The 23,779-nt window shown below is 38.1% G+C and carries 24 protein-coding genes; 1 reads left to right on the plus strand and 23 read right to left on the minus strand.

The window, feature by feature from the left end:
• Nucleotides 1–160: 160 nt before the first annotated feature.
• The 20 genes from NLJ82_RS26050 to nuoA form a co-directional block, all read right to left on the minus strand.
• The gene (locus tag NLJ82_RS26050; protein ID WP_000008903.1) at nucleotides 161–295 is read right to left on the minus strand and encodes a hypothetical protein; all 135 of its coding nucleotides are present in this window, start codon (nucleotides 293–295) and stop codon (nucleotides 161–163) included.
• A 141-nt stretch (nucleotides 296–436) separates the two neighbouring features.
• Nucleotides 437–1,342, minus strand: a complete 906-nt coding sequence (gene spoIIQ, locus NLJ82_RS26055) for a stage II sporulation protein SpoIIQ (RefSeq protein WP_001214938.1) — start codon at nucleotides 1,340–1,342, stop codon at nucleotides 437–439.
• Between the two features lie 161 nt (nucleotides 1,343–1,503).
• Nucleotides 1,504–2,208: an ABC transporter permease gene (locus tag NLJ82_RS26060; protein ID WP_000144473.1), complete on the minus strand. Its 705-nt coding sequence runs from the start codon at nucleotides 2,206–2,208 to the stop codon at nucleotides 1,504–1,506.
• On the minus strand, nucleotides 2,208–3,050 hold the full coding sequence (locus NLJ82_RS26065) for an ABC transporter ATP-binding protein (RefSeq protein ID WP_000170844.1): 843 nt from the start codon (nucleotides 3,048–3,050) through the stop codon (nucleotides 2,208–2,210). The genes NLJ82_RS26060 and NLJ82_RS26065 overlap by 1 nt, the downstream gene beginning before the upstream one ends.
• Before the next feature lie 181 nt (nucleotides 3,051–3,231).
• Entirely contained in the window at nucleotides 3,232–4,239 is a 1,008-nt protein-coding gene (locus NLJ82_RS26070; protein WP_001185948.1) for a LytTR family transcriptional regulator DNA-binding domain-containing protein, read from the minus strand.
• A 98-nt stretch (nucleotides 4,240–4,337) separates the two neighbouring features.
• Nucleotides 4,338–5,357, minus strand: a complete 1,020-nt coding sequence (gene spoIID / locus NLJ82_RS26075) for a stage II sporulation protein D (RefSeq protein WP_000672635.1) — start codon at nucleotides 5,355–5,357, stop codon at nucleotides 4,338–4,340.
• Between the two features lie 209 nt (nucleotides 5,358–5,566).
• Nucleotides 5,567–6,871 carry a UDP-N-acetylglucosamine 1-carboxyvinyltransferase gene (murA, locus tag NLJ82_RS26080; RefSeq protein WP_000411260.1) on the minus strand — a complete coding sequence of 435 codons (1,305 nt, stop codon included), beginning with the start codon at nucleotides 6,869–6,871 and terminating at the stop codon, nucleotides 5,567–5,569.
• A 39-nt stretch (nucleotides 6,872–6,910) separates the two neighbouring features.
• Entirely contained in the window at nucleotides 6,911–7,615 is a 705-nt protein-coding gene (locus NLJ82_RS26085) for a YwmB family TATA-box binding protein (protein WP_000767921.1), read from the minus strand.
• Nucleotides 7,616–7,666: 51 nt separating this feature from the next.
• Nucleotides 7,667–7,903 (minus strand): DUF1146 family protein, encoded by a 237-nt coding sequence (locus NLJ82_RS26090; RefSeq protein WP_000940742.1) that lies wholly within the window; start codon nucleotides 7,901–7,903, stop codon nucleotides 7,667–7,669.
• Nucleotides 7,904–8,116: 213 nt separating this feature from the next.
• Entirely contained in the window at nucleotides 8,117–9,631 is a 1,515-nt protein-coding gene (gene nuoN / locus NLJ82_RS26095; RefSeq protein ID WP_002081244.1) for an NADH-quinone oxidoreductase subunit NuoN, read from the minus strand.
• Nucleotides 9,632–9,638: 7 nt separating this feature from the next.
• Nucleotides 9,639–11,141 carry an NADH-quinone oxidoreductase subunit M gene (locus NLJ82_RS26100; protein ID WP_000998912.1) on the minus strand — a complete coding sequence of 501 codons (1,503 nt, stop codon included), beginning with the start codon at nucleotides 11,139–11,141 and terminating at the stop codon, nucleotides 9,639–9,641.
• On the minus strand, nucleotides 11,138–13,000 hold the full coding sequence (nuoL, locus tag NLJ82_RS26105; RefSeq protein WP_000568207.1) for an NADH-quinone oxidoreductase subunit L: 1,863 nt from the start codon (nucleotides 12,998–13,000) through the stop codon (nucleotides 11,138–11,140). Before nuoL ends, NLJ82_RS26100 begins: the two co-directional genes overlap by 4 nt.
• Before the next feature lie 29 nt (nucleotides 13,001–13,029).
• Nucleotides 13,030–13,344, minus strand: a complete 315-nt coding sequence (gene nuoK, locus NLJ82_RS26110; RefSeq protein ID WP_000100082.1) for an NADH-quinone oxidoreductase subunit NuoK — start codon at nucleotides 13,342–13,344, stop codon at nucleotides 13,030–13,032.
• Nucleotides 13,337–13,861, minus strand: a complete 525-nt coding sequence (locus NLJ82_RS26115; RefSeq protein ID WP_001012803.1) for an NADH-quinone oxidoreductase subunit J — start codon at nucleotides 13,859–13,861, stop codon at nucleotides 13,337–13,339. The genes nuoK and NLJ82_RS26115 overlap by 8 nt, the downstream gene beginning before the upstream one ends.
• On the minus strand, nucleotides 13,858–14,277 hold the full coding sequence (nuoI, locus tag NLJ82_RS26120; protein ID WP_000677191.1) for an NADH-quinone oxidoreductase subunit NuoI: 420 nt from the start codon (nucleotides 14,275–14,277) through the stop codon (nucleotides 13,858–13,860). Before nuoI ends, NLJ82_RS26115 begins: the two co-directional genes overlap by 4 nt.
• A gap of 25 nt (nucleotides 14,278–14,302) precedes the next feature.
• Nucleotides 14,303–15,304, minus strand: a complete 1,002-nt coding sequence (gene nuoH / locus NLJ82_RS26125; RefSeq protein WP_000573430.1) for an NADH-quinone oxidoreductase subunit NuoH — start codon at nucleotides 15,302–15,304, stop codon at nucleotides 14,303–14,305.
• Nucleotides 15,304–16,404: an NADH-quinone oxidoreductase subunit NuoD gene (gene nuoD, locus NLJ82_RS26130; RefSeq protein ID WP_000621465.1), complete on the minus strand. Its 1,101-nt coding sequence runs from the start codon at nucleotides 16,402–16,404 to the stop codon at nucleotides 15,304–15,306. Before nuoD ends, nuoH begins: the two co-directional genes overlap by 1 nt.
• 4 nt (nucleotides 16,405–16,408) lie before the next feature.
• Nucleotides 16,409–17,764 carry an NADH-quinone oxidoreductase subunit C gene (locus NLJ82_RS26135; protein WP_001283192.1) on the minus strand — a complete coding sequence of 452 codons (1,356 nt, stop codon included), beginning with the start codon at nucleotides 17,762–17,764 and terminating at the stop codon, nucleotides 16,409–16,411.
• Nucleotides 17,761–18,279, minus strand: coding sequence for an NADH-quinone oxidoreductase subunit NuoB (gene nuoB / locus NLJ82_RS26140; RefSeq protein WP_000236331.1), 519 nt, complete (start codon nucleotides 18,277–18,279; stop codon nucleotides 17,761–17,763). The genes NLJ82_RS26135 and nuoB overlap by 4 nt, the downstream gene beginning before the upstream one ends.
• A complete protein-coding gene (gene nuoA / locus NLJ82_RS26145) occupies nucleotides 18,270–18,638 on the minus strand; it encodes an NADH-quinone oxidoreductase subunit NuoA (protein ID WP_000179275.1) in 369 nt (122 codons plus the stop codon). Before nuoA ends, nuoB begins: the two co-directional genes overlap by 10 nt.
• Before the next feature lie 290 nt (nucleotides 18,639–18,928).
• Between nuoA and NLJ82_RS26150 the strand changes: the two genes are divergently transcribed.
• A complete protein-coding gene (locus NLJ82_RS26150; protein ID WP_000744981.1) occupies nucleotides 18,929–21,658 on the plus strand; it encodes a putative bifunctional diguanylate cyclase/phosphodiesterase in 2,730 nt (909 codons plus the stop codon).
• Between the two features lie 74 nt (nucleotides 21,659–21,732).
• On the opposite strand, the gene NLJ82_RS26155 is transcribed toward NLJ82_RS26150, so the two are convergent.
• From NLJ82_RS26155 to atpC, 3 genes are all read right to left on the minus strand, one after another.
• Nucleotides 21,733–22,386 carry a DUF975 family protein gene (locus NLJ82_RS26155; protein WP_000622456.1) on the minus strand — a complete coding sequence of 218 codons (654 nt, stop codon included), beginning with the start codon at nucleotides 22,384–22,386 and terminating at the stop codon, nucleotides 21,733–21,735.
• Between the two features lie 49 nt (nucleotides 22,387–22,435).
• Nucleotides 22,436–23,230, minus strand: a complete 795-nt coding sequence (locus tag NLJ82_RS26160; RefSeq protein ID WP_000578801.1) for a DUF975 family protein — start codon at nucleotides 23,228–23,230, stop codon at nucleotides 22,436–22,438.
• 132 nt (nucleotides 23,231–23,362) lie between these two features.
• On the minus strand, nucleotides 23,363–23,764 hold the full coding sequence (gene atpC, locus NLJ82_RS26165; RefSeq protein WP_000847211.1) for a F0F1 ATP synthase subunit epsilon: 402 nt from the start codon (nucleotides 23,762–23,764) through the stop codon (nucleotides 23,363–23,365).
• Between the last annotated feature and the right edge of the window lie 15 nt (nucleotides 23,765–23,779).

The following is a 23,779-nucleotide window of genomic DNA, read 5'->3' on the forward strand; positions in this document are numbered from 1 at the left end:
TCTTTGCTTTGGTTTATACCATTGTATTGCCCGCACTACTGATATATGCTACATGTTCACTATTTTTGCGGACTAAGTTAAGAAAAATTACGTTTTTTTGTGAGAAATACGTTAACAGTGACTATTTTGGCGAAAAAAATGACACCTTGTATACAAGGTGTCATTCTTCTCGCTCTAACTCTTCTTCTAACAATTGATGGTGGGGAACCTCTTTCTTACCGGCAATGTAATAATATAAAGTAAATAAAACAAACAATAAAATAATAGCAGTCGACAGAACAAACAAAAATGACACAGTATCCCCTCCTTTTTGTAATATATATTCGAGAATCTCGTCATTTTTCCTTGTTATTGCAACTTTTTTCTCGAAATTGAGTATTTTTATATGGAAATAAAAAAATCAGCTCTCCTAGTGAGAACTGATTTTTTCACTTTCTTATTCTTGTGAAGAAGAACTGTTAGATGATTCTGTAGAACCATTTGTTGATTTTTCTTCTTTCTTCGGTTCTTCTTTTTTGTCACTAGTTGAACCGCTAGTTGATTTCTCTTCTTTTTGAGACTTGTCTTCTGTTTTACTTTCTGGTTTCGTGCTCGTTGACTTTTCTTCTTTTTGAGATTTGTCATCAGCTTTTTTACCAGAAGCGTTCGTTGCCTTTGCAGCACCTGCATCAGCTTTAATTTCTGCTACTGACTTATTTAAGTAGCGCTCAGGGTTCACAGCCACATTGTCTTTACGTACTTCAAAGTGAACGTGAGAACCTGCTTCTTTATTCATGGCACTTAGACCGGATTTTCCTAATACTTCACCTTGTACAACTCGTGCACCTTTTTCTACTTTCACACTGCCTAAGCTTTGATAAGAAGCTGCTACACCATTTCCGCTATCAACTGTTACAACATAACCAAGAAGTGAATCTTTTTCAGCTTTCGTTACTGTACCACTTAAAGCAGCTGTAACATTGAATTCTTTTCCATTCTTCGCAGCAATGTCAATTCCTTTGTTCGGGGAATATGTGTTGTTATAAAAGACAAGTGCTTTTTCTTGTTCCGCCTCAGTTGCTGCATCTTCATAGAACTTCTTCTGTACAACTACTTCCGCACTCGCGGCAGCTGGCATTTTCACTACTTCTGAAGACTTCGTTACTGGTACTGCTGGATCTTCCGTTTGTGTATACGGCGTTGCTTGATCTTGGTTCGGAGTCTTCTTCGGATTAGCTCCTTGGAACCATAGTGCAACCATTAAAATTACCGCTGCACAAGCAATGTATAGTGCCGGAAATACCCATCTTTTTTGAAATAAATGTACTACCTTTTGCGACTTTTTATTATTTCTTCCTCGCATTCCATCATCACCTCAGCAATCATTTTGAACAATATTCACGCATCCTATACAACCTATAACTAATTACTTTTCGACAAAATTTGTAAAAATATGTATAAGAATTGTAAGATTTCCGAGGAAATGATAGAAAAAAGAAAAAACTGAGCATTTCGGCTCAGTTTTTAATCTAATTGTTTCTTTTTATACACGATTAAACATGCAATAAGTGAAATAATAAGCCAAGCTCCAACATTTATCATATGGCCACTAATACTACTAAATCCTGCACCCTCTACTAAGCTTTTAATTGCCTTTTCGAGATGAGATGTTGGAAGATAACTAATCATTGTCTTAATTACTTTATTTTCAACCATTGGCTCAAATTGTACAGCTAAATACATCGTCATTAATATTGGCATTCCAATTAGTGATGTTTGTGGGACAGACTCAGCTAGTAATCCAATCATCGTTCCAATTAAAGTAAATAGAATTGTTCCACATAAGAAAACAAATGCTAGTAATAAGAAATTTCCACTTAATTGATCCAAAATGAATAAGTTTACAATAGAAATACCTAACGTTAAACATACTGTTAATATACTTTTCCCAAAAAGAACTTCAACAGATGAAGCTGGTGATAGCATTAACACACGTAACGTATGCTTTTCTTTCTCTTCTGCAATTACCATTGATTGAACAAACCCTGCAACAAATAGAAAGGCCATTAAAGTAATAATGCCAACCCCTGCACTCCCTTGTCCAAACCTACTATATATAAATGCAAATATAATTGGTAAAGATGCCATTAGCAGCACTTGTGAATTCGTCTTAAAATCCTGTACTTCTTTTCTAAAAATAGCTGATACACGTCTCATTGAAAATGTCATTATAATCCCCTCCCAGTAACTTCAATAAAGATATCGCCTAGCGTTGGTTCGTGTGAATGAATCGATAGTAACTCGCCTTTTTTCATCCATTCTGAAATACGTTTTGCACCTAATTCATCTTTTTGTACCGTTTCTTTCTTCTTATCCTTTAACACGACTTGTATTTGATCTTTCGCGTATTTTAAGCGAAGGTTCTCCGGTGTATCAAGCGCTACAATTTCTCCGCCGCATAGAAAGGCAATGCGGTTACAAAGCGTCTCTGCTTCGTCCATATTGTGCGTTGTTAAGAAAATTGTCGTCCCTTCTTTATTTAAGTCTTTTAAGATTTTATGAATGTTTTGTACGTTAACTGGATCAAGTGCAGATGTTGGTTCGTCTAAGAAGAGGATATCTGGTTTATGAAGAATTGCTCTAGCTAATGTGACGCGCTGCTTCATTCCTTTTGATAATTTCTTTACTAATGTTTTTTTATCATCTAATAGATTCACTTGCGTTAGCACTTCATCGATTCGTTCTTTTTTACAATCGTATAAGTCACAAAATAATAGTAAGTTATCATAAATGCTAAGCCTTTCATATAAGCCACTGTTGTCTGTTAAAATACCAATTCGTTTATAATCGATGCTGCTTGGCCCTGTAATATCTTTCCCTAATACTTTTACCGTTCCAACGCTATGAAGTAATTGAGAAGTTAATATTTTTACTGTCGTCGTTTTCCCAGATCCACTCGGTCCGAGGAATCCAAAAATTTCTCCTTGCTTCACCTCAATATTTACATTTCGAAGTGCCGTTTTTTCGTTGAAACTTTTCATTACATCTTTCATTTCAATTGCCAATGTCATCTCGTCATCCCCTTTGTTTTTTTCTTTTATAGATGAAAGTCGCTTTAGCGCTTTTCGTTTGTTTGTTTCGCTTTTCTTGACTCAATCATATGAAAATCAAAGGGTTTACGCAGTAAAATACCGGTAAAAGGAGTATTTTTACCGGTGAATGAATCGTATTTTGAGCTTATTGGAGTACTTTTTATAGCCCAATTACACCTTTCAACTCATCCATTCGTCCTTTCGAAAGCGGAATTGAACTTTTTCTTTCGTCGTCTAAAATTAAGCTGAAACTGTTACGAGTCCAAGTAATTACTTCTCGTACTCTTTGTAAATTCACAAGGTAAGAGCGATGACATCTAAAGAAACCAAAACCTGTTAATCTCGCTTCTAGTTCACTTAATGTTAATGCACATACGAAATCACCTTCGCGCACATGAATATGTGTTACTCCGTTTTGCGTTTCAATAAAATGAATTTCCATCGGGTCTAATAAAATGATTTTATCGTTCACTTTCGCTGGTATTCTTTCTAACTTCATTTGCGGAATCATTTGAACGACTTTTTCTTCATCGACCTCTTCTGCTTCCTCTTGTTCGATTTCTACTTTTTTCACACCATCATTGTTTAATATGTATACATCTTCTGTTAACGAAAGGGCGTCCGATAGAAACGATGATGTAATAAAAATTGCCTTTCCTTGCTCTTTCATTTTCATAATTGCTTTTCGAATCATAATCGTACTCTCTGTATCTACATTTTGCTCTGGTTCTTCCAAAATAACTAAATCTGGATTATGAATCATAACTCGCCCAATATGGAGACGACGTTTCTCTGAAAATGATAGTTTTTCTATTTTAACGTTTAATTTATCTAAAAGGCCGACATATTGTACAACTTCTTCTATACTCATATTTGATTCATACAGCCCTAATAAAAACTTATAGTATTCCTTTACCTTCAAACGATCATATGCTTCATCTTTCAAAAAACAAAAGCCGATGCGAGAATAATTTCTCTTTCCAATCGCTTCATCTTCAAATAGCACATTGCCAGTTGAAGCTTCTTCCTCACCAATAATAATACGGTGTAACACTTTAGCTGTATGGTTATTACATTGCAAAACAACACATTGCCCCTTCTCAACCTTCAGTTCAACTGCCGGTAACTGGTTCGTCTTACCTAATTGTTTCAACTCCAGTAACGCCATTTTGTCTCCCCCAAATACTTTTTATCTTATTATACCAAACAATTAATGGAAAATTATGATATTTTAAACAAAAAGCAGGTGCCAGGAGACCCTGACACCTACTTCTTCACCATCAACTTACCTTCATAATCGTTCATCGTCTTTATTTCAACGCCTTTGTAGTAATGAGCGACGATATCTGTATATTTCTTGCCTTCTGCTGCCATGCCGTTCGCGCCGTATTGGCTCATGCCAACGCCGTGACCGAAGCCCTTCGTCGTAACAACGATTTTATCTCCCTCTTGTTTCCACGTGAAATCAGAGGAGCGTAAATCTAATTTGTCACGCACATCTCTTCCGGTTAATGTTTTCCCTTGAAATGCTACATCTTTTACACGTTTTCCTTCCGTACGCCCTTTAATGTCGCCAACTTTTCCGTCTGCTAACACTTTCACACCGAGACGTTTTTGAAAGTCAGCTACGGTAAAGGTTTGCTCACTCGTAAATTTCGGAGAAGCTTGATCCCACGGACTATCTACACTCTTTAAGTACGGATAATCATTTCCCCAATAATCGGCTGCATTTTCTGTCCGGCCATTACTCGTTGAGAAGAAGGATGCTGAGATTGGCTTTCCGTCATACGTTAAAACTTGTCCTGCGGTTTTCGAAACAGCTTCTTCGATTTTCTTCAAATTATTTTCGTAGTTATTGCCCCATTGTTTTTTCAATTCTTCTTTGCTTTTGTACACTTGATCTTTCACCGTATCTGTCACGTCCGCATTGTTTTTCTTACCTCCGCTTAGCATACGCTGCACGACAAATGTTCTCGCTGCTAATGCCTGCGCCTTTAGCGCCTCTATTTCAAAACTGGCATTCATCTCAGAAGCTACTACACCGGTCACATACTCCTCCATAGGTAATGACTCTACCTTTTTCTGTTTCTCGCGATATACAGCAACTTGAACCGCTGTATCCACTTTCCCTGGAGCTGGTATACTTTCTATCGCTGGAGGAGTTTTAGAAGCTGCTTTTTCCTCTACTTTTGCTTTCGCAAACGGAATGACAAGAGCAGCAGGTACAATGATAACGAGCGCTATGAGAAGCGCTACTGTAATAAAAAGTGGCTTTGAAAATTTCATCTTATTTCCCCCAATATGAAAAAGCTTTACTCCATTCATTCTTATGGAACAACTCTTTCTTTTAGAACATACTTAAGGGGGAACCATATAAAACAAAAATTTTCTAAATATTTTTACTGGTACGTGCATAAGTATAGAATTTCTTGACTATAACAGTAATAAGCCCAAAAAAATAGCCTCTATGTCAAAAGACATAGAGACTATTTCAATTAAGCGTGAAGATCAGAAACTTCTTGTTCTTTCACTTCTTCTACTTTTTCGTTTACACGTTCAATAGTTGCACCTAATGCAGCTAATTTCTTATGGAAGTTTACATAGCCACGGTCAAGATGTTTTAACTCAGTTACACGAGTGTAACCTTCTGATACTAAACCAGCTAAGATTAATGCAGCTGCAGCACGTAAATCAGTTGCTGCTACTTCAGCACCTTGTAAGCTGTTTGGACCGTTCATAATAACAGAACGACCTTCGATTTTAATATCAGCATTCATACGACGGAATTCTTCAACGTGCATAAAGCGGTTTTCAAATACCGTTTCTGTAATCATACTTGTTCCTTCAGCTTGTAGTAATAATGCCATCATTTGTGATTGCATGTCTGTTGGGAAACCTGGGTGAGGCATAGTTTTAATATCAACCGCTTTTAACTTATCTGGGCCGATAACACGTACACCTTCATTTTCTTCGATAATTTTAACACCCATTTCTTCCATTTTCGCTGTAATTGAGCGTAAATGTTCAGGTACAGCATTTTCAATTAAGATGTCTCCACCAGTAATTGCCGCTGCAACCATGAATGTTCCCGCTTCAATACGGTCAGGAATAATAGAGTGGTTTGCACCATATAATTTATCAACGCCTTCGATACGAATCGTTCCAGTTCCAGCTCCGCGTACTTTCGCTCCCATCGCATTTAAGAAGTTAGCTAAGTCAACGATTTCTGGTTCTTTCGCTGCGTTTTCAAGGATTGTTGTCCCTTTTGCTAATGTAGCTGCAGACATAATGTTTTCTGTCGCGCCCACGCTTGGGAAGTCTAAATAAATTTTAGCTCCTTTTAGTTCTCCCTCAACGTATGCCTCAACAAAACCGTTACCAACCTGTACTTTTGCTCCCATTGCTTCGAAGCCTTTTAAATGTTGGTCAATTGGACGTGAACCAATTGCACATCCACCAGGAAGTGCAATACGAGCACGACCGTTACGTGCTAATAAAGGTCCCATTACTTGAACAGATGCACGCATTTTACGTACATATTCAAATGGCGCTTCAATGTTTAGCTCTTTAGAAGCATCGATTGTTACTTTGTTATTTTCAAATACGACTTCAGCATTTAAATGACGTAATACCTCATTAATTGTGTATACATCAGACAAAACTGGTACTTCAGATAGTACATTCTTTCCATCACTCGCTAATAGGGCTGCAGCGATTATAGGTAATACAGCATTTTTTGCGCCCTCAACACGCACTGTGCCGTTTAACCGCTTTCCGCCACGGACGATGATCTTTTCCAAATTATTCCCCTCCGTGTCCTTTTTTCAGTATCTATTCACTCAATACTCAGAAGTTATGATCGGTGTGCCAACCACAATTGTATCTTTGTTGTCTGTAGAACGTATTGCTATTTGCACATTTATTTTCTCTCTATTTGTTGAAAGAGCGTCATCCCACTTTTTATTGTATGCGGAGACTGACACAAATGCTCTTTCTTCTATCTGTTCGATCGCTCTTGCTGAAAGATCTTTCAAAACCTGATTGGTTTTATTTTGCAAAACACCTTCAATCTTATCATTCAGTACACCTTGAACACAAGTGTAAATTATAGGTTTTTCACTAAAAATTTTATTCGTTTTCTGAATGTACTTCGGGTCCCATTTTGCCCCGCTCACTTCAAAAATAATGAAAGTGTTTTCTTTAGTATTTTCCTTACTCCAAGTTACTACTACTCGTTCTTCATAAGAAGAAAACTTTTTATAGGATGTAGCTTTATATCCATCTGGAGATTGCTCTAATTCCCACTTTTGAATATTCGCCTTGTCCTTCACATCGTTTAACAACTTTTGAAACGTATGTATATTAGAAATCGTTTTTGTTTCTCGCGCTAGCCATGACCATTTTTCTACTTTAGCATCATTTTTCTCTACAGCTGCGATCATGCTCTCCATCTTCTGTTCATCGCTCATTGGTTTCATCTCTCTATATCCAACCAAAAATAAAACAACACTAAGTGCAACAATAAGAATGGCTTTAAGCTTCAATTTCATCCCCTCCTATCCCCATTGTTAACGGAGATTTGAGGTTCTATACACTTACTTTACTAAATACGTTAAACTCTTTGAATAGCCTAAATAATCAAGGAAAAAGTTACTTACAGATGTCCCAATTGCAATTGTAATTAAGATGAGTAATACTCTCGTCTGCATCACCTTTCCAGGCTTCATTAAACGCTCAATGTGAATACCTTGTAAGGCCCACCACGTAATGGTAATAAACAATAAATGCGAAACGATGGCAATCAGTGCTTGTTGCCCTAAAAGATGTGCCAAAAAACCGACCCCTTTTTACCTAGCTACTACTTACGAAATCTTATAAAAACGATACCATAATAAGTAGAAGCCACACTTTTTCAAATACAAATAAGCATCTTACATGTTACATCGTAATTTTTCTCTTTAAAAGCGTATACTTATATGCATCTTCAATTGTAATTCACACAAAATAAAAAGCGCAGAGTAACGACTCCACACCTTTTATTTTCACTATTGTACCACGTTCCCTAAGAAGAAGAAATCTTTCATTAATGGAAAATATTCATAAAAGAAATTGTATCCAATCATCGGCATAATCCCTAGTATTACAATCGAAATTGCGCAAAGGCTCATCACAACCTTTATATTGAGTGGCAAACGAATTTTCTCTTCTACTTCTCCCGTACGGAAAAACATTTGCTGTAAAATACGGAAATAATATACGAATGAAATGACTGTCGTCCCCATCATAATAGAAGCTAGTACGTAATGAGCTGGCTCTACATGAAGGGCCCCTAAAAAGATGTTAATTTTCCCAATGAAACCAGCTGTTCCTGGTATCCCCGCTAGCGATAAAATAAAAATCGTCATCACGATTGCTGTAAATGGCGACCTTTTATATAATCCGGTGAAAATGGTGATATTTTCTTTGTCGCTTTGTAAGATTAAGGCGTGGATAATTGCAAACACGCCTATATTCATAAGCATATACGCAAGCATGTAAAACCACATGCTATCCATCGTAAATGGCGATAATGCTACAAGCGGTACGAGTAAATATCCTGCATGCGCGATTCCTGAATAAGCAAATAAGCGTTTTACGTTATATTGCTTTAATGCGACTACATTTCCAATAATCATCGTAATACTAGCTAGCACAGCGATGTATATGCTCATACGTCCGTATAAAGATTGCATGTCTCCTTGCACCGATACACTTGCAAAAACCATGAGGAACAGACGCATAATGAGTAAGAACCCAGCAATTTTAGAAATTGTTCCAAGAAAAGCAGTAACAGGTGTAGCCGCTCCCTCATACACATCAGGCGCCCACATATGAAACGGCACTGTAGCAATTTTGAATGAGAGCCCAACGAGTAATAGTAAAAATGCAAGAGCTAGCAATAATTGAATGCCACCAGCCAGTTCCCCAGCAAATACCTTTTGCATATCCACAATATTAGTTGATCCTGTGATGCCGTATAAATAACTCATTCCAAAGAGCGTAATTGCCGTTCCAATTCCTCCATTAATGACATATTTCATTGCTGCCTCATTTGATGCACGGTTCTTTTTTCGTATTCCTACTAAAATGTAGGAAGAAAGTGAAAGCAATTCTAAACCGACGAAAAGTGTAATGAAATCAACGCTAGAAGCCATAAACATCGCCCCAAGGAGCGCCATTAAAAATAAGTAATAATATTCTCCCTTATCTTCAATTGGATTTTTCTTATCATCGCTCATTGCGATGCATAAAATGAGAGCAGCCCCGCCTAACAACAACGTTTTAAATCCTTTTGAAAATCCATCTAACACAAACGATCCATTTAAAATATCTCCCGCTGGTTCACCGTATAGCGTAATTAATGATACGATCGCTAATACGATAGCTGCGATTGCACCAAGCGCTACATACCTATGGTTCAGCTTAAAAAACAAATCACATATGGAAAGAAGGATGGCAGCTCCGAGAATGATGAATTCTGGCACCATGAGATGCCATGATAAGCTAAGTAACGTATTCATATCCACCCTACTTCACCCCCAATGTTTTCAATGTATTTTGAAGCGGATCCCCTAGTATTTCTGGCATTACTCCAATTGCAATAATGCAGAAGATAAGTAGCAAAATCGGGACATACTCCCATCCGTGTATATCAGCTTTCGCTTCCCACTCTTTCTTACCAAATGTTACTTGAAGGGTTGCTCTTAATACGTATACAGCAGTTAAAATGATGCCAAGTACTCCGGCCGCAGCAATAACTGGCTCCGCTTGGAATAAACCGAGAAAGGCAAGAAACTCGCTAACAAATCCAGACATTCCCGGCAATCCAAGCGATGCCATTCCTCCCGCTAAGAAGAAACCGCTAAGTACTGGTACACTTTTTGCAAGTCCGCCAAGCGCTGTAATATTTGATGTTCCAAAACGCTGTTCTATAACACCAAGTAAGAAAAAGAGTAAGGCTGCAATTAAACCGTGCGAAACAACTTGGAATAAAGCGCCTTGTGTACCTGGTGCATTTAACGCCGCAAGGCCCATTAATACAATACCCATATGCGAAATACTAGAATAAGCAAGCACCTTCCGAAAGTCTGTTTGAATGAGCGCTAAGAAGGCTCCGTACAATAAATTGATAACTCCTAAAATCGCAATGAGCGTTGCAAACTCGCGAAAGTATTCCGGAAATAGTCCCTGTCCGAAGCGGATTATACCGTATGCTCCAATCTTCAGTAAAACACCTGCATGAAGCATAACGACAGCCGGATGTGCTTCAATATGTACATTGACCATCCAGCGATGTAACGGGAAAACGGGTAGTTTAATCGCAAAAGCAATCATTATGCTAAGAAACAAGCCGAACTGTAAGCTATTTGGGATAGCCATTCCTCCACCAGCACCTACACTCGTTAATATTTCTTTAAGCTCTGTAATATTTGTTGTACCTGTTTTCGCAAATAAAACCGAGAAAACGATAAGCAAAATAGCGGAGCCAATACCGTTATATATTAAATAACTATAAGCAGCCTTTTCACTCGACAATTTCCCCCACTTCCCAATTAATAAAAACATCGGTGGCAATGTAATTTCAAAGAAGATAAAGAACAACATTAAATTTTGAGCAGCGAAGACACCGAGCATCCCTATTTCTAACATGAGTAACAGCATATAAAATGCTTTCAAATTCCTTTTAATCGTAAATGCCGCAATTGCTGCAAGCATCGCTAGAAGGGCCGTCAGTACCATCATAACGAGCGATAAACCATCAATACCAAGCTCGTAATAAATGGAAAACCACCTTTTATCCACCGCTGCAAAATCCCCAAATTTAATCCATTTCACTTTTTCATCAAATAGAGACAAACTCTTTCCGGAAGCATATGTACAAGCGAGGACGATAGCCATTCCGAATGGAAGCACCGTTCCAAATAAACCGAGCGCTCGCACTGTACGTGATTCTTTTTTCGGTGTTAATGTAAGTAAGAGAATTCCTAAAAGCGGGGAAAAAATGAAGAACGTTAATAACAAATCATTCATCGTAAATCCCCTCCCGTATAGAGCAAAATAATGAAGAGTACTGCAAGTGAAACAGCTGTTACAGTCCCGTACACTTGTACATTTCCGTTTTGGAGTCTAGAGCCAATTGCACTTATCCCTTTCACTAAACTCCCTATTAAAACGGCAATTCCTTCGACTACATACACTTCAAATAGGCGAAGCACATGAGCGATTCCTTTCGTAATAGGAAGCACCGTCATATTGTATAGTTCATCCACATAATATTTTTCTTTCAAAAGTTTATAAAGAGGCGAGTCCTCGCCACCAGCCCAATCTCTAGCAATAGATTTCTTGCCATATATGACATATGCAAGAGCAATCCCTGTCAAAGAAACGAGCGTCGCAACAATCATAATCCAAACTGGTCCGTGTGCCTCTCGCACTTTAAATGCTACATCTTTCGTAAGCCAATCCCCGAGAAACGTTCCAAACCAGGGTGTATTTATATAGCCTGCCACGACTGCAAGAACGCCAAGGACAATCATCGGATACGTCATGATGCGGGGCGATTCATGCACATCTTCCTTCATCTTCGCTTCCCCAGTAAAGACAAGAAAGTATAGGCGGAACATGTAGAATGCTGTTAGGAATGCTGCAAGTATCGCTAAGACGAATAAAACATAATTGCCGTTCATCCAAGCTGCCGCTAAAATTTCATCTTTACTAAAGAAACCGGAAAGGAGTGGCACACCACTAATTGCAAGAGTACCGATTAAAAATAAGGCACCTGTTACTTTCATCTTCTTCTGTAAACCGCCCATTTTATTAATGTTTTGCGTATGCACGGCATGAATGACACTTCCTGCCGCCAAAAATAGCAACGCTTTAAAAAAAGCGTGTGTCGTTAAATGGAACACACCAGCTACATAACCGGCAGATCCGAGTGCAAGCATCATATACCCGAGCTGGCTAACTGTAGAATAAGCAAGTACTCTCTTTATATCCGTTTGTACAAGACCGATGGAAGCTGCAAAGATTGCAGTAAAGGCGCCAACAATTGCTACCGTCTGCATCGCCACCGCACTTGCTGAAAATAGCGGAAACATCGTTGCCACTAAATATACGCCAGCTGCGACCATTGTCGCCGCATGAATAAGTGCCGAAACAGGCGTCGGCCCTTCCATCGCATCCGGTAACCACGTATGAAGCGGGAACTGACCCGATTTCCCCATCGCTCCGATAAAAATTAAAATCGCCGTTATTGTAATCATTGTCGGAGTCAGATCACCCGTATGAATCGCTCTAAAAATTGCGTCATATTCAAAACTACCTGCATGCCAGAAAATTAAGATCATCCCAATAAATAAACCGACATCGCCAATACGTGTCATAATAAAAGCTTTTTTCGCAGCAGCCTTCGCTTCTTCTTTAAAGAAATAAAAACCGATGAGTAAGAACGAACCAAGGCCGACTAACTCCCAAAATATATAAAGCTGTAATAAATTCGGTGATATAACAAGCCCGAGCATCGCAAATGTAAAGAGTCCTAAATAGGCATAAAAGGTTGGTAATCTTTCCTCACCTTTCATATAACCTTTCGAATACACGTGTACAAGTAAACTCACAAGTGTAACGATAAACAACATTAAAGCCCCTAATGCTGTCACTTCAAAGCCAAATGATATATCAATATCTCCAGCTCTAAGCCATACCCACTTATGCTTCACTGGTACTGTCGTAAATCTTTCTATTAATACAAGTACCGCAAATATAAAGGAGAGAAAGACGAAGAAAATACTAAGTACACTGCTTCCTTCTCTAATTTTCTTCCCGAATATAATTAATAACAAAAACGAAACAAGCGGGAAAAGCGGTATGAGCCATGCATAATCGATCATTGTTTCCTTCCCCCTTTTCGGTCACAATGTTATCCTTTGAGCGTATCCATTTCATCTACATGAACTGTCGTACGATTACGATATAAAGCAATTAAAATGGCGAGTCCTACCGCCGCCTCCGCTGCTGCTACAGCCATCGTAAACAGAGAGAAAATTTGCCCTGTTACATTTGGGAACAAACCTAATTTACTAAACGCTACTAAGTTTAAATTGGCTGCGTTCAGCATTAATTCAATACAAACTAATACAATCACCGTATTTCGCTTCGTTAAAGCTCCAAACAAACCGATGCAAAATAAAATAATCGCAAGCGTTAAATACGCAGAAGCAGGTACGCTACTCATTGGAATCCTCCTCTTTCTCATCCTTCTTCGCAAGAATAATTGCGCCAACAAGTGCTACAAGTAAAATAACTGAGGTTAGCTCAAATGGAATAATATATTTTGAATAGAGAAGTGTACCGATTTGAAGTGTGTTTTTTTCATGGAGAGGTAAACTTCCTTGTGTGCTTTCATTTGCAAAATCAATATTGTTAACAGCGAAATACATAACGGCCCCAAATGCTACAACCGCAAAGAAGATAATCCATTTTCGAAGAGTAAGACGAGATTCATTTTCTGCATTATGTTTCGTTAACATAATGCCAAAAATCATAATAATGGTGATCGCACCCGAGTAAAGTAAAATTTGTGCAACTCCGATAAATTCAGCTGATAAAAGAAAGTACAAACCTGCAATGCTGAGAAATGTCAGAACGAGAGCTAGCATCATATGCATGACTTTCGTTAAATTCAACATAAGAACGCCGCCGATAATTGCAGATAAGGATAGTATAAAGAATGCTATAAACTCGCCATTCATGCTTTATTCTCCTTCCTGACGTTTTCATCGTTTTCATCAAGCCACTGCAAATTTTTAAATAAGTCATCTCGTGAATATTCCGCGAGTTCAAAGTTATTTGTCATAACAATCGCTTCTGTCGGACAAACTTCTGTACATAAATCACAAAGAATACAAATTTCAAAATTAATATCGTACGTGTCGATAATTTTTCCTTTTTTCGTAGGATCCGGATGTTTTTTCCCCGTTAACTGAATACAGTCTGTCGGACAAATGTTGGAGCACTGGTTACAAACGATACACTTTTCTGGATAAAACTTTTGGATCCCTCGAAAACGATCTGGCAATGGCAACGGTTGATTCGGATAATCATAAGTCACCTTCTTCTTACTCAAATTGCTTAATGTATATTTTAATCCTTTAAATAGTCCTTTCATCTCTTACTGGCACCCCCTTCATAGATTAGAAGAATAACTCCTTAATCAATGCCGTTAAGAAAATATTTGCAAGTGCAATTGGCAATAATACTTTCCAGCCAAACTCCATTAACTGATCACCTCTTATACGCGGAAACGTAACGCGGAACCAAATTAATAGAAAAACTACACTGCTAAACTTTAAAGCAAACCATACGGCACCTGGGATGAATCCAAGGAACATAACTGGATTCCATCCGCCTAAAAAGAGCACAGTAATTAAAGATGCCATCCCGAAGAAATATACGTACTCTGAAAGCATGAAAAACGCCCAGCGAAACCCTGAGTATTCCGTATGATATCCAGAAACAAGCTCCGACTCAGCTTCTGGTAAATCAAACGGCGTCCTATTTAACTCTGCTACCGCTGCGATTAAAAATACGACGAAACCGATTGGTTGCACGAAAATGTACCAAACATTCTCCTGCGCTGCTACGATTTCATTTAAATTTAAGCTACCAGCTAACAAAACGATCCCAATTACACTCATTACGAGCGGAATTTCATAAGAAATCATTTGCGCCGCTGCACGCATCCCTCCTAAAAGGGAATATTTATTATTCGATGCCCATCCTCCGGTTACGACACCAATCGTCGTAATGCCAGAAACAGCAATGTAATACAGTAAGCCTACGCCAATATCCGCGAACTGAAATTTATCAGTAAATGGGATAACTGCAAGCACCATAAATGCTGGTGCGAACGCAATGACAGGTGCTAATATAAACAACGGTTTATCTGCCGCCTTCGGAATACTATCTTCTTTCAATAATAGTTTTAAAACATCGGCTACCGTTTGCAACAGACCAAACCGGCCCCCGACTTGGTTTGGCCCAATCCGCCCTTGCATAAAACCCATCACTTTCCGTTCTGCCAAAATACCATATGTAACGAAGCCAAGGACTGCAAATAATAGGAGCACCGCTAATCCGAAAAAAATGAAGAAATTCGTCCAGCTAGAAGGTGATTGTAAGAGCGTTTCAATCATTAGCCATCAACCTCCCCAAGTACAATATCCACTCCACCTAAAATCGTAATTAAATTGGCGATGTTTTCACCTTTCAATAACTTCGGTAAAATTTGCAAATTGTAAAAAGACGGCCTGCGAAACTTCAAGCGGTACGGCTCTTTCTTTCCGTCACTAGCAATATAGCAACCAATCTCTCCTCGCGGCGACTCTATACGGACGAATGCTTCCCCTTTAGGAGCCTTAATAATTTTCGGTACTTTCGCAAGTACTGCTCCTTCTTTCGGGAACTGCTGGACTGCTTGCTCGACAATTTTTAACGACTCCTCAATTTCCTTCATGCGGCAAACGTAGCGATCCCAAGCATCCCCCACGCTCCCAACAGGAATATCGAAATCAAAACGGTCGTAAATGGAGTACGGTTCATCCTTGCGAAGATCCCAGTTTACTCCGGTGCACCGCAAATTCGCTCCGCTTAAAGAATACGAAATCGCTTCCTCCGCGCTATATATACCAACGCCTTTTACACGATTTAAGAAAATCTCATTGCCGCTAACAAGATCATGATACCCTGCCAATTGTTCTCTCATATAGGGAACAAATTCTTCCACTTTTTCAATCCAACCATCCGGTGCATCCCACTTTACACCGCCAACTCTCATATAGTTAAAAGTAAGCCGTGCACCGCATAATTCGTTTAATAAATTAATAATCATCTCTCGTTCACGAAACGCGTACAAAAACGGGCTAACCGCTCCTATATCAAGAAGATTTGTCCCCCACCAAACAAGGTGGCTCGCAATCCTTCCAAGCTCCATTGCAAGTACTCGCAAGTATTCGGCCCGCTCCGGGATTTCAAGCCCCATCATCGTCTCTACAGCATGGCAAATGACGTAATTATTCGTCATAGCCGATAAATAATCCATCCGATCTGTATAAGGGATAATTTGCGTATACTGTAAGCTCTCTGCAATCTTTTCGGTCCCGCGATGCAAATATCCAATAACCGGTGTAGCTTCTTTAATAACTTCCCCGTCAATTTTAATAACGAGCCTGAACACACCGTGCGTACTCGGATGCTGAGGACCTACATTCAAAAGCATTTCTTCCGTACGGATCATTTAGCTACACCTCCACATCATACGGTTCATAATCTTTCCTAAGCGGGTGCCCTACCCAATCATCAGGCATTAAAATACGTGATAAATTCGGATGTCCCTTAAATACGATACCAAGCAAATCATACGCTTCCCGCTCTGGCCAATCTGCCCCTTTCCAAAGCGCTGTCACCGATTCCACTTGCGGTGCTTCCCTATCCAACTTCACCTTCACCGCTACTGACTGTTTCTTTCCATATGAAAATAAATGAACATACACTTCCATATGTGTCATAAAATCCGTCGCATGTAGCTCTGACATATAATCAAATGCAAGTCCCTCATGGAATCGCAGTAACTCCATTACTTCATAATATTTTGAGGGCTCCACTACAAGAGTTGGTACATCTTTGGAAAGTTTATTAATGTAGCAATCTACTAAAGCATCCTCTCCTACTTTTCCCTTAATAACTTCAACATACTGATTTAAATACGGTTGATTCACAGATGGCTCTTCCTGCTTCGTCTCTTCTTCCTTCTTACCTTCAGCACCCTTCATCTTCGCCCTTGCAGCCGCTGCCGCTTTTGCCTTCGCTGCTGCAATTGCCTTCGCCTTTTCATCCCCCGAATCCCCATTACCTTGCGATGCTTTCTGCTTCGCTAACGCCGCTGCTTTTGCTTTCGCGGCGGCGACTGCCTTCGCTTTCGCCTTGGCCTTTTCTTCTTCCGTCACTTCTTCTGTTCCTTCTCTTTTTTGCTTCGCTAACGCCGCTGCTTTCGCTTTTGCGGCTGCTGCTGCCTTCGCCTTTGCTTTGGCCTTTTCTTCTTCTGTTCCTTCTTCTGTTCCTTCTCTTTTTTGTTTCGCTAACGCCGCCGCTTTCGCTTTTGCAGCCGCTGCTGCCTTCGCTTTGGCCTTTTCCTCTTCCGTTACTTCTTCTATTCCTTCTCTTTTCTGTTTCGCTAACGCCGCCGCTTTCGCTTTGGCAGCCGCTGCTGCCTTCGCTTTGGCCTTTTCCTCTTCCGTTACTTCTTCTGTTCCTTCTCCTTTTTGTTTTGCTAACGCCGCCGCTTTCGCTTTGGCAGCCGCTGCCGCCTTCGTCTTCGCTTTGGCCTTTTCCTCTTCCGTTACTTCTTCTATTCCTTCTCTTTTCTGTTTCGCTAACGCCGCCGCTTTTGCTTTTGCCGCCGCGGCTGCACGTCGTTTTGCTTCTTCTATAGTCATATCGTCATTTTTTGGTAGCGCTTTCTCTTTTTCGCGATTTTCTTCCTCAAGTTTACTTATTTCCCCACCATGTTTCGCAACAAGACGCTTTCTCGCCTCTTCTTTCGCACGCCTAGCCGCTTCTCTTTTTAAATCCTCTAAGTCTTTGTTAGGATCACTCATTTATTCGTCACCTGCTTTCCAGTCTTTGCTTCGTAACGAATTTTTTCTTTTAATTTATTAATTCCATAAATTAAAGCTGCAGGATTTGGTGGGCAACCAGGGATATACACGTCAACTGGCACAATTTGATCTACACCTTTCACAACAGCGTACGAATTTACATATGGACCACCTGCTGTCGCACAAGATCCCATTGCAATAACCCATTTCGGTTCAGGCATTTGGTCATATAAGCGCCGAACAATAGGAGCCATCTTCTTCGTTACCGTTCCCGACACAATCATAACGTCCGATTGCCTTGGTGAAGTCCGAAAAAATGACCCAAATCGATCTAAATCATAATGTGATGAACCTACTCCCATCATTTCAATTGCACAGCATGCCAGTCCGAATGTCATCGGCCATAAAGAATTACTTCTCGCCCATCCTTTCAACTGTTCCAATGTAGAAAAAAAGATATTTCGTTCTAATTCCGCTCGCTCATTTGGATGTAATTCCTCAAAATTTATAACCATTGTAACACCTTCTTTTTCCAAGCATACGCTAATCCAACTAGCAACATTACAACAAAGATGAGCATTTCAATCAGTGCAAATAAACCGAGGTTGTCATATGCAACAGCCCATGGATATAAAAATAAAGTTTCTACATCAAAGATGACAAACAATAAAGCAAAAATATAATAACGAGCATGAAACCGAATATTCGCATCATGAAAAGGCTCAATCCCGCTCTCATACGTCGTCGCTTTCGCTGCACTTGGTTTATTTGGGCGCAGCATCCTTCCTAATGTAAGAGCCACTACCGGCAGCAATATACCTAATAGCAAGAAAATCAAAACGATCATATAACTATTTTCATATACACTTGCCATTGTGAAACCCTCCCCCCTAAATTAAGAACAAGTTCACTTAGTAAACAATATGTCCTAGTTGCAGTAATTATTATTTTTAAATTTTTCTAAATAATGCAACTATTTTAATCATTATAGCAAACTTCAAATTCCTATGTCGATATGTTGGGGACAGAAACGAGAATTATTAAAATCTGTTTTTATAACTGGCTATACTTGCGCAAAATAAGTATATAGGTTATATATGTTTTTTAAGAAACTATAAAAAATACAAAAGAGGAATTTATATGTATATACCGTGGGTGAGATAGATGAAAAAACAAACACATGTAAGTATTCTTATAAGCATTACATTGCTATCTATAGTAATTCATTACGTGGCAATGCCTTTTCTATATGAATACTCATTTCCCTTTCAAATATTAATTGGAATGAGTACTTTATTCATTGATATTATCGCTTGTAGTTATATACTTTATTTTTTAAATATGAAAGAAGGGTTACCTCGTTTATTTTGGGCGATATTATGCGTTGGAACTCTCTCTTATTTCATTGGGGATATCGTCGTTGCCTATCAACGTTTAATTTTAAAGGACTACTATACATTCGTTGATCCGTCCGACTTTTTTTATTTACTTTTTTTAATTAGCTTTGCATTCGCCTTTCTATATGAAATCATTTATAACCGAGATTTATTAGAAAAGCTTTTTATGATATGTGATATTTGTATTATTGTTACAGCACAATTCACTTTAAGTTACTACTTACTTATTGAAAGAACCATTCACATTTCTTCAACATCCTATATCGACATATTTGTTCAACTTACTTATCCAATGACCGATTTACTCTTTTTCCTCATAGGAATTAACCTTTTATTCAAACCACTTTCCTTATTACCGAAAAAAGTTGGTGCGCTCCTTGGTAGTGCTTTAATTTTGTATGCGACTACAGATGCGATTTATGCTTATATCAAATACTTCACACCCGAATATTCTATGTTTACAATTACTCCTCTCTATCAAGTAACTTTAGTGCTAGTAGCAATCGCCTGTATTCTTCATACAAAAGAACCTGAAAGACAAGAACAAGTGCTATTAACACCTAAATTTGGGGAAGCGATCAGATTATCATTACCTTATATTTCTGTCGTAATGCTTATTGTTTTCATATTAGTCGAATATGTTTTCGCGCCTATTATAGTAATTGGGCTTATGATAACTTTCTCCTTCGTTCTCATACGCCATAGTTTAGTTCGAAAACAAAATAAAATATTATTATTAGCCCAAATGCAATTCAACTCAGAACTCGAAAAACAAATTGAACTGCGTACAGAAGATTTAGTAGAACAAAAAAATGAACTGTATCATAACCAACAAATGTTTAAATCTTTATACGAGCATCATCCAGATCCAATCTTCACATTAGATTTATACGGTAATTTTCTTAAAGTGAATAACGCTGGTACGACTTTACTCGGTTATCAAACGAATGAATTATTAAATCAGCCTTACTATTCACTTACGTATGAAGAAGATTTGGAAGAAATCGTTAATGCCTTTCATCGCGTAAAAAAGGGGAAATCTATTTCTTTAGAAATACGGGCATATCATAAAAATAGAGATATTTACTACTTGCATGTGACAGCTGTTCCTATCTTTTTAAAGGATCATATTTCTGGAGTTTATTTAATGATTAAAGATATTACGGAAAGCAAACAACAACAAGAACAAATTAATTTTCTAGCATATCATGATACACTAACAGAGCTTGCAAATCGACGTGCATTTCATCAATATGTAGAACAAGCAATTGCGCGATCCAAAATATCAAAAATGCCTTTTGCTGTTATGTTTCTTGACCTAGATCGCTTTAAAGTTATTAACGATACCCTCGGTCATAGGGTAGGAGACCTTCTATTAATTGCAGTAGCAAAAAGACTCGAAAGTATAGCGACACCAAATATGAAGCTTGCCCGATTAGCTGGAGATGAGTTCACAATCCTAATCGAAAATTATAAAAAGAGGCCAGATGTAAAAAAAATAGCTGATACAATTGTAGCAGCCATGAACGAACCATTCGAAATTGAAAATCAACATTTACAAATCTCACCGAGCATCGGGATAGCAATATACCCTGAAGCAGGTGAAGATCCATTATCGATTTTACAGCATGCTGATATGGCCATGTACGAAGCAAAAAATAAAGGAAAAAATGGTAGCTCTCTGTACACGAAAGAATTGTATAAAAAAATGGAACGAAAAGCTCGAATTGAAAAAGATTTACCACTCGCTTTAGTAAACGAAGAATTTTATCTTGTCTATCAACCACAAATTGATATTACTACGAAAAAGATTATTGGTGCTGAAGCATTACTACGCTGGAAACACCCACTCCTTGGTGACATTCCGCCATGTGAGTTCATTCCAATTGTAGAGGAGACTCCTCAAGTCATTCCACTTGGTCATTGGGTATTAAATGAATCTTGTCGTCAGCTAAAAATATGGCATACTTTTGGCTACAAAGATTTAAAAATAAGTGTTAACTTATCAGCTAAAGAGTTCCAGCAAAATAATTTAATCGAGAACATTTTACAAATAATAACAGACGTTAAAGTCGATCCAAAAGATGTAACACTTGAATTAACAGAACGAATTGCAATGATCGATGAAAAGGAAACGTTATCAAAGCTAAAACAATTAAAGGAATATGGTATTCAAACGTCCATCGATGACTTCGGAACCGGCTATTCTTCTCTTGCTTATTTATCCATTTTCCCTATTGATACATTAAAAGTACCGAGAGAATTTACACAACTCGCCGATCATCGCCCTGAAGAAAGGGCCATCGTTTCCACTATCCTTTCTCTTGCAAATACGTTAAACCTATCTGTCGTTGCTGAAGGAATTGAAACAGAAAAACAACTTAAGTTTCTACAAAAGAACAACTGTAAATATATGCAAGGTTACTATTTCAGTAAACCACTTACTAGTCATCAATTTATAAAATTTCTACAAAAAACACCTAGTATGAACCAATAACTCATACTGGGTGTTTTTATCATGCTATTTGCGGACTACAAAGCTATTCATCGACGCAGAGTGTCCGACTCACTTTATAATGTCGGAATTTTTTTCTCGTAATATTCCTCTGCAATCTCTTCATAAAAAGCTGCTGACGTCGTATAAAAATATGGAATTAGCCATAAGAATCCAATCCCGAGTGTAATACAACTTAATATAAACCAACCAATAAAACTCAAACATAAAATGAAATACTCCATCTTATGTCCATCCATCATACGACGGCTTTCTGTAATCGCTTGATTTATAGAATACTCAGGGTGATCATTTATGATAAAGTACGTCATCGCATAAGAAAATGATTTAATAATGCCTGGAATAATAAATAGTAAAAACCATAAAAACAGATAAATATTTACTACTATATATAATAAAAATGACTTTATAAACTTACTTCCCTCTGTAAACCATCTGAATATATGCCCAATACGCGCCTCTTTTTCACGAATAATATGCAGCGCTAAACAATAACCACCTAGCGTTAATGGACCTACTATCAATATTGTAATGACGTCTACTGAAAGTGAGCTTTTTACTTCTTTCCAATCCCAAACCTGAGCAAAAATGAAATCAATACTTAAACTAAAAGCTGAAATAAGAATCGAAATCAGTAATGTTGCCCCGACAGCTAAGCCCCATTTCCCTTCTAATGAATCCAGCGCTTCTCCTTTTAAATCACTAATCATGTTTAGCCTCGCCTCCTATACACAATAATTCTATTAGTATAGCATACTCCTACTGCAATTCACCCTTTGAAATATAGCGGTAAAAATGCGCTGTCGTTGTACTCACGTACGGACTAAGCCATAGAAAACCTATTCCAAGTGTAAAAATCGCTAAAATAGCCCACCCTATAAAGCTTAGCCATAAAAGAAATAGATCTAATTTATGCCCCTTCATCAGATTCTTACTTTCTTTCATTGCTTGCGAAACACTGTATTCCGGTTTTTCAACCATCACATAATATGTCATCGAATATGAAAAATACAAAATAGCCATTACAATAAACGAAATAGCTAATAAAATAAAGAAAACAATTATAAATGATGGATTTGCATTCTCATCAAGAAAACCTAATAGCCCAAATACAATCGTTCCTAACATCGGAACCCATGTACCTGTATATAACAAAATTGCAAGCATAGCCCACATTGTTTTCATCATTCTTTTAAAGCCACGAAATCCTTCAAATAAATAATCCACTCTAGCATCTTCTCGTTTGCTTATTTGTAGAAACAAATTCGTATGACCATATGTGGTAATGCCATAAGCCACATAACTTAAAATTATCATAAGGCAGTAAAAAACCCCAAACGTAATAGCAGCTCCAATTGCCATTGTTTCTTCTTCAATTGAACCAGTTAAAATAGATGCTAAAATAAATATTATAACTCCTGGAATTAATACTATAAGCATTACAGCCATTGAAACGACGTAACTTACAATATGATATAAAATCGTTGATCCAACACCTAGTCCCCATTTTCCTTTTAAAGAGTGCAATGCTTCTCGCTTCATTTCACCGATCATTTATTCATCCCCTTTATAAATTGTTGTACATTCTCTACTTATACGAGCACCAATATAATTATACCATTTTTGTAAAATTATCCATTAACTACATAAAAAAAATCCGTAAAGGCTTTGCCTTTACGGATTTTTTTATTTCATATCGGAAACGTTTAAACGGTTCACAGCGCGTTGTAATGCCATTTCTGCACGTTTAAAGTCAACATGTGCTTGTTTATCTTGCAGACGTTGCTCAGCACGACGCTTCGCTTCATTTGCACGATGGATATCGATATGGTTTGCTTCTTCAGCAGATGATGATAATACAGTTACTTTATCTGGACGAACTTCGATAAAGCCACCACTTACCGCTACATAATCAGTGTGTCCACCATTTTTCAGACGAACTGCACTAATTTTTAATGGTGCAACAGTTGGAATGTGACCTGGTAAAATCCCCATTTCCCCACTCTCTGCTTTTACACTTACCATTTCTACTTCTTTTTCGTAAACCGGTCCATCAGGAGTTACAATACTGACTGGAAATGTCTTCATACTTCGTCCCTCCTA

This window comes from Bacillus paranthracis (assembly GCF_024296885.1).
Taxonomy (GTDB): domain Bacteria; phylum Bacillota; class Bacilli; order Bacillales; family Bacillaceae_G; genus Bacillus_A; species Bacillus_A paranthracis.

Bases quoted from the DNA above. Each gene is read 5' to 3' on its own strand.
- NLJ82_RS26060 (WP_000144473.1), bottom strand. From the start codon at position 2,208: ATGACATTTTCAATGAGACGTGTATCAGCTATTTTTAGAAAAGAAGTA.
- nuoN (WP_002081244.1), bottom strand. From the start codon at position 9,631: ATGAATACGTTACTTAGCTTATCATGGCATCTCATGGTGCCAGAATTC.
- NLJ82_RS26135 (WP_001283192.1), bottom strand. From the start codon at position 17,764: ATGAGTGATCCTAACAAAGACTTAGAGGATTTAAAAAGAGAAGCGGCT.
- nuoA (WP_000179275.1), bottom strand. From the start codon at position 18,638: ATGGCAAGTGTATATGAAAATAGTTATATGATCGTTTTGATTTTCTTG.
- NLJ82_RS26100 (WP_000998912.1), bottom strand. From the start codon at position 11,141: ATGAATGATTTGTTATTAACGTTCTTCATTTTTTCCCCGCTTTTAGGA.
- nuoL (WP_000568207.1), bottom strand. From the start codon at position 13,000: ATGATCGATTATGCATGGCTCATACCGCTTTTCCCGCTTGTTTCGTTT.
- spoIID (WP_000672635.1), bottom strand. From the start codon at position 5,357: ATGAAATTTTCAAAGCCACTTTTTATTACAGTAGCGCTTCTCATAGCG.
- NLJ82_RS26070 (WP_001185948.1), bottom strand. From the start codon at position 4,239: ATGGCGTTACTGGAGTTGAAACAATTAGGTAAGACGAACCAGTTACCG.
- nuoD (WP_000621465.1), bottom strand. From the start codon at position 16,404: ATGATCCGTACGGAAGAAATGCTTTTGAATGTAGGTCCTCAGCATCCG.
- NLJ82_RS26150 (WP_000744981.1), top strand. From the start codon at position 18,929: ATGAAAAAACAAACACATGTAAGTATTCTTATAAGCATTACATTGCTA.
- NLJ82_RS26155 (WP_000622456.1), bottom strand. From the start codon at position 22,386: ATGATTAGTGATTTAAAAGGAGAAGCGCTGGATTCATTAGAAGGGAAA.
- nuoI (WP_000677191.1), bottom strand. From the start codon at position 14,277: ATGAAAGGACTATTTAAAGGATTAAAATATACATTAAGCAATTTGAGT.
- spoIIQ (WP_001214938.1), bottom strand. From the start codon at position 1,342: ATGCGAGGAAGAAATAATAAAAAGTCGCAAAAGGTAGTACATTTATTT.
- nuoK (WP_000100082.1), bottom strand. From the start codon at position 13,344: ATGAGTAGCGTACCTGCTTCTGCGTATTTAACGCTTGCGATTATTTTA.
- nuoB (WP_000236331.1), bottom strand. From the start codon at position 18,279: ATGGTTATAAATTTTGAGGAATTACATCCAAATGAGCGAGCGGAATTA.
- NLJ82_RS26115 (WP_001012803.1), bottom strand. From the start codon at position 13,861: ATGAATGGCGAGTTTATAGCATTCTTTATACTATCCTTATCTGCAATT.
- atpC (WP_000847211.1), bottom strand. From the start codon at position 23,764: ATGAAGACATTTCCAGTCAGTATTGTAACTCCTGATGGACCGGTTTAC.
- NLJ82_RS26065 (WP_000170844.1), bottom strand. From the start codon at position 3,050: ATGACATTGGCAATTGAAATGAAAGATGTAATGAAAAGTTTCAACGAA.
- NLJ82_RS26160 (WP_000578801.1), bottom strand. From the start codon at position 23,230: ATGATCGGTGAAATGAAGCGAGAAGCATTGCACTCTTTAAAAGGAAAA.
- nuoH (WP_000573430.1), bottom strand. From the start codon at position 15,304: ATGATTGAAACGCTCTTACAATCACCTTCTAGCTGGACGAATTTCTTC.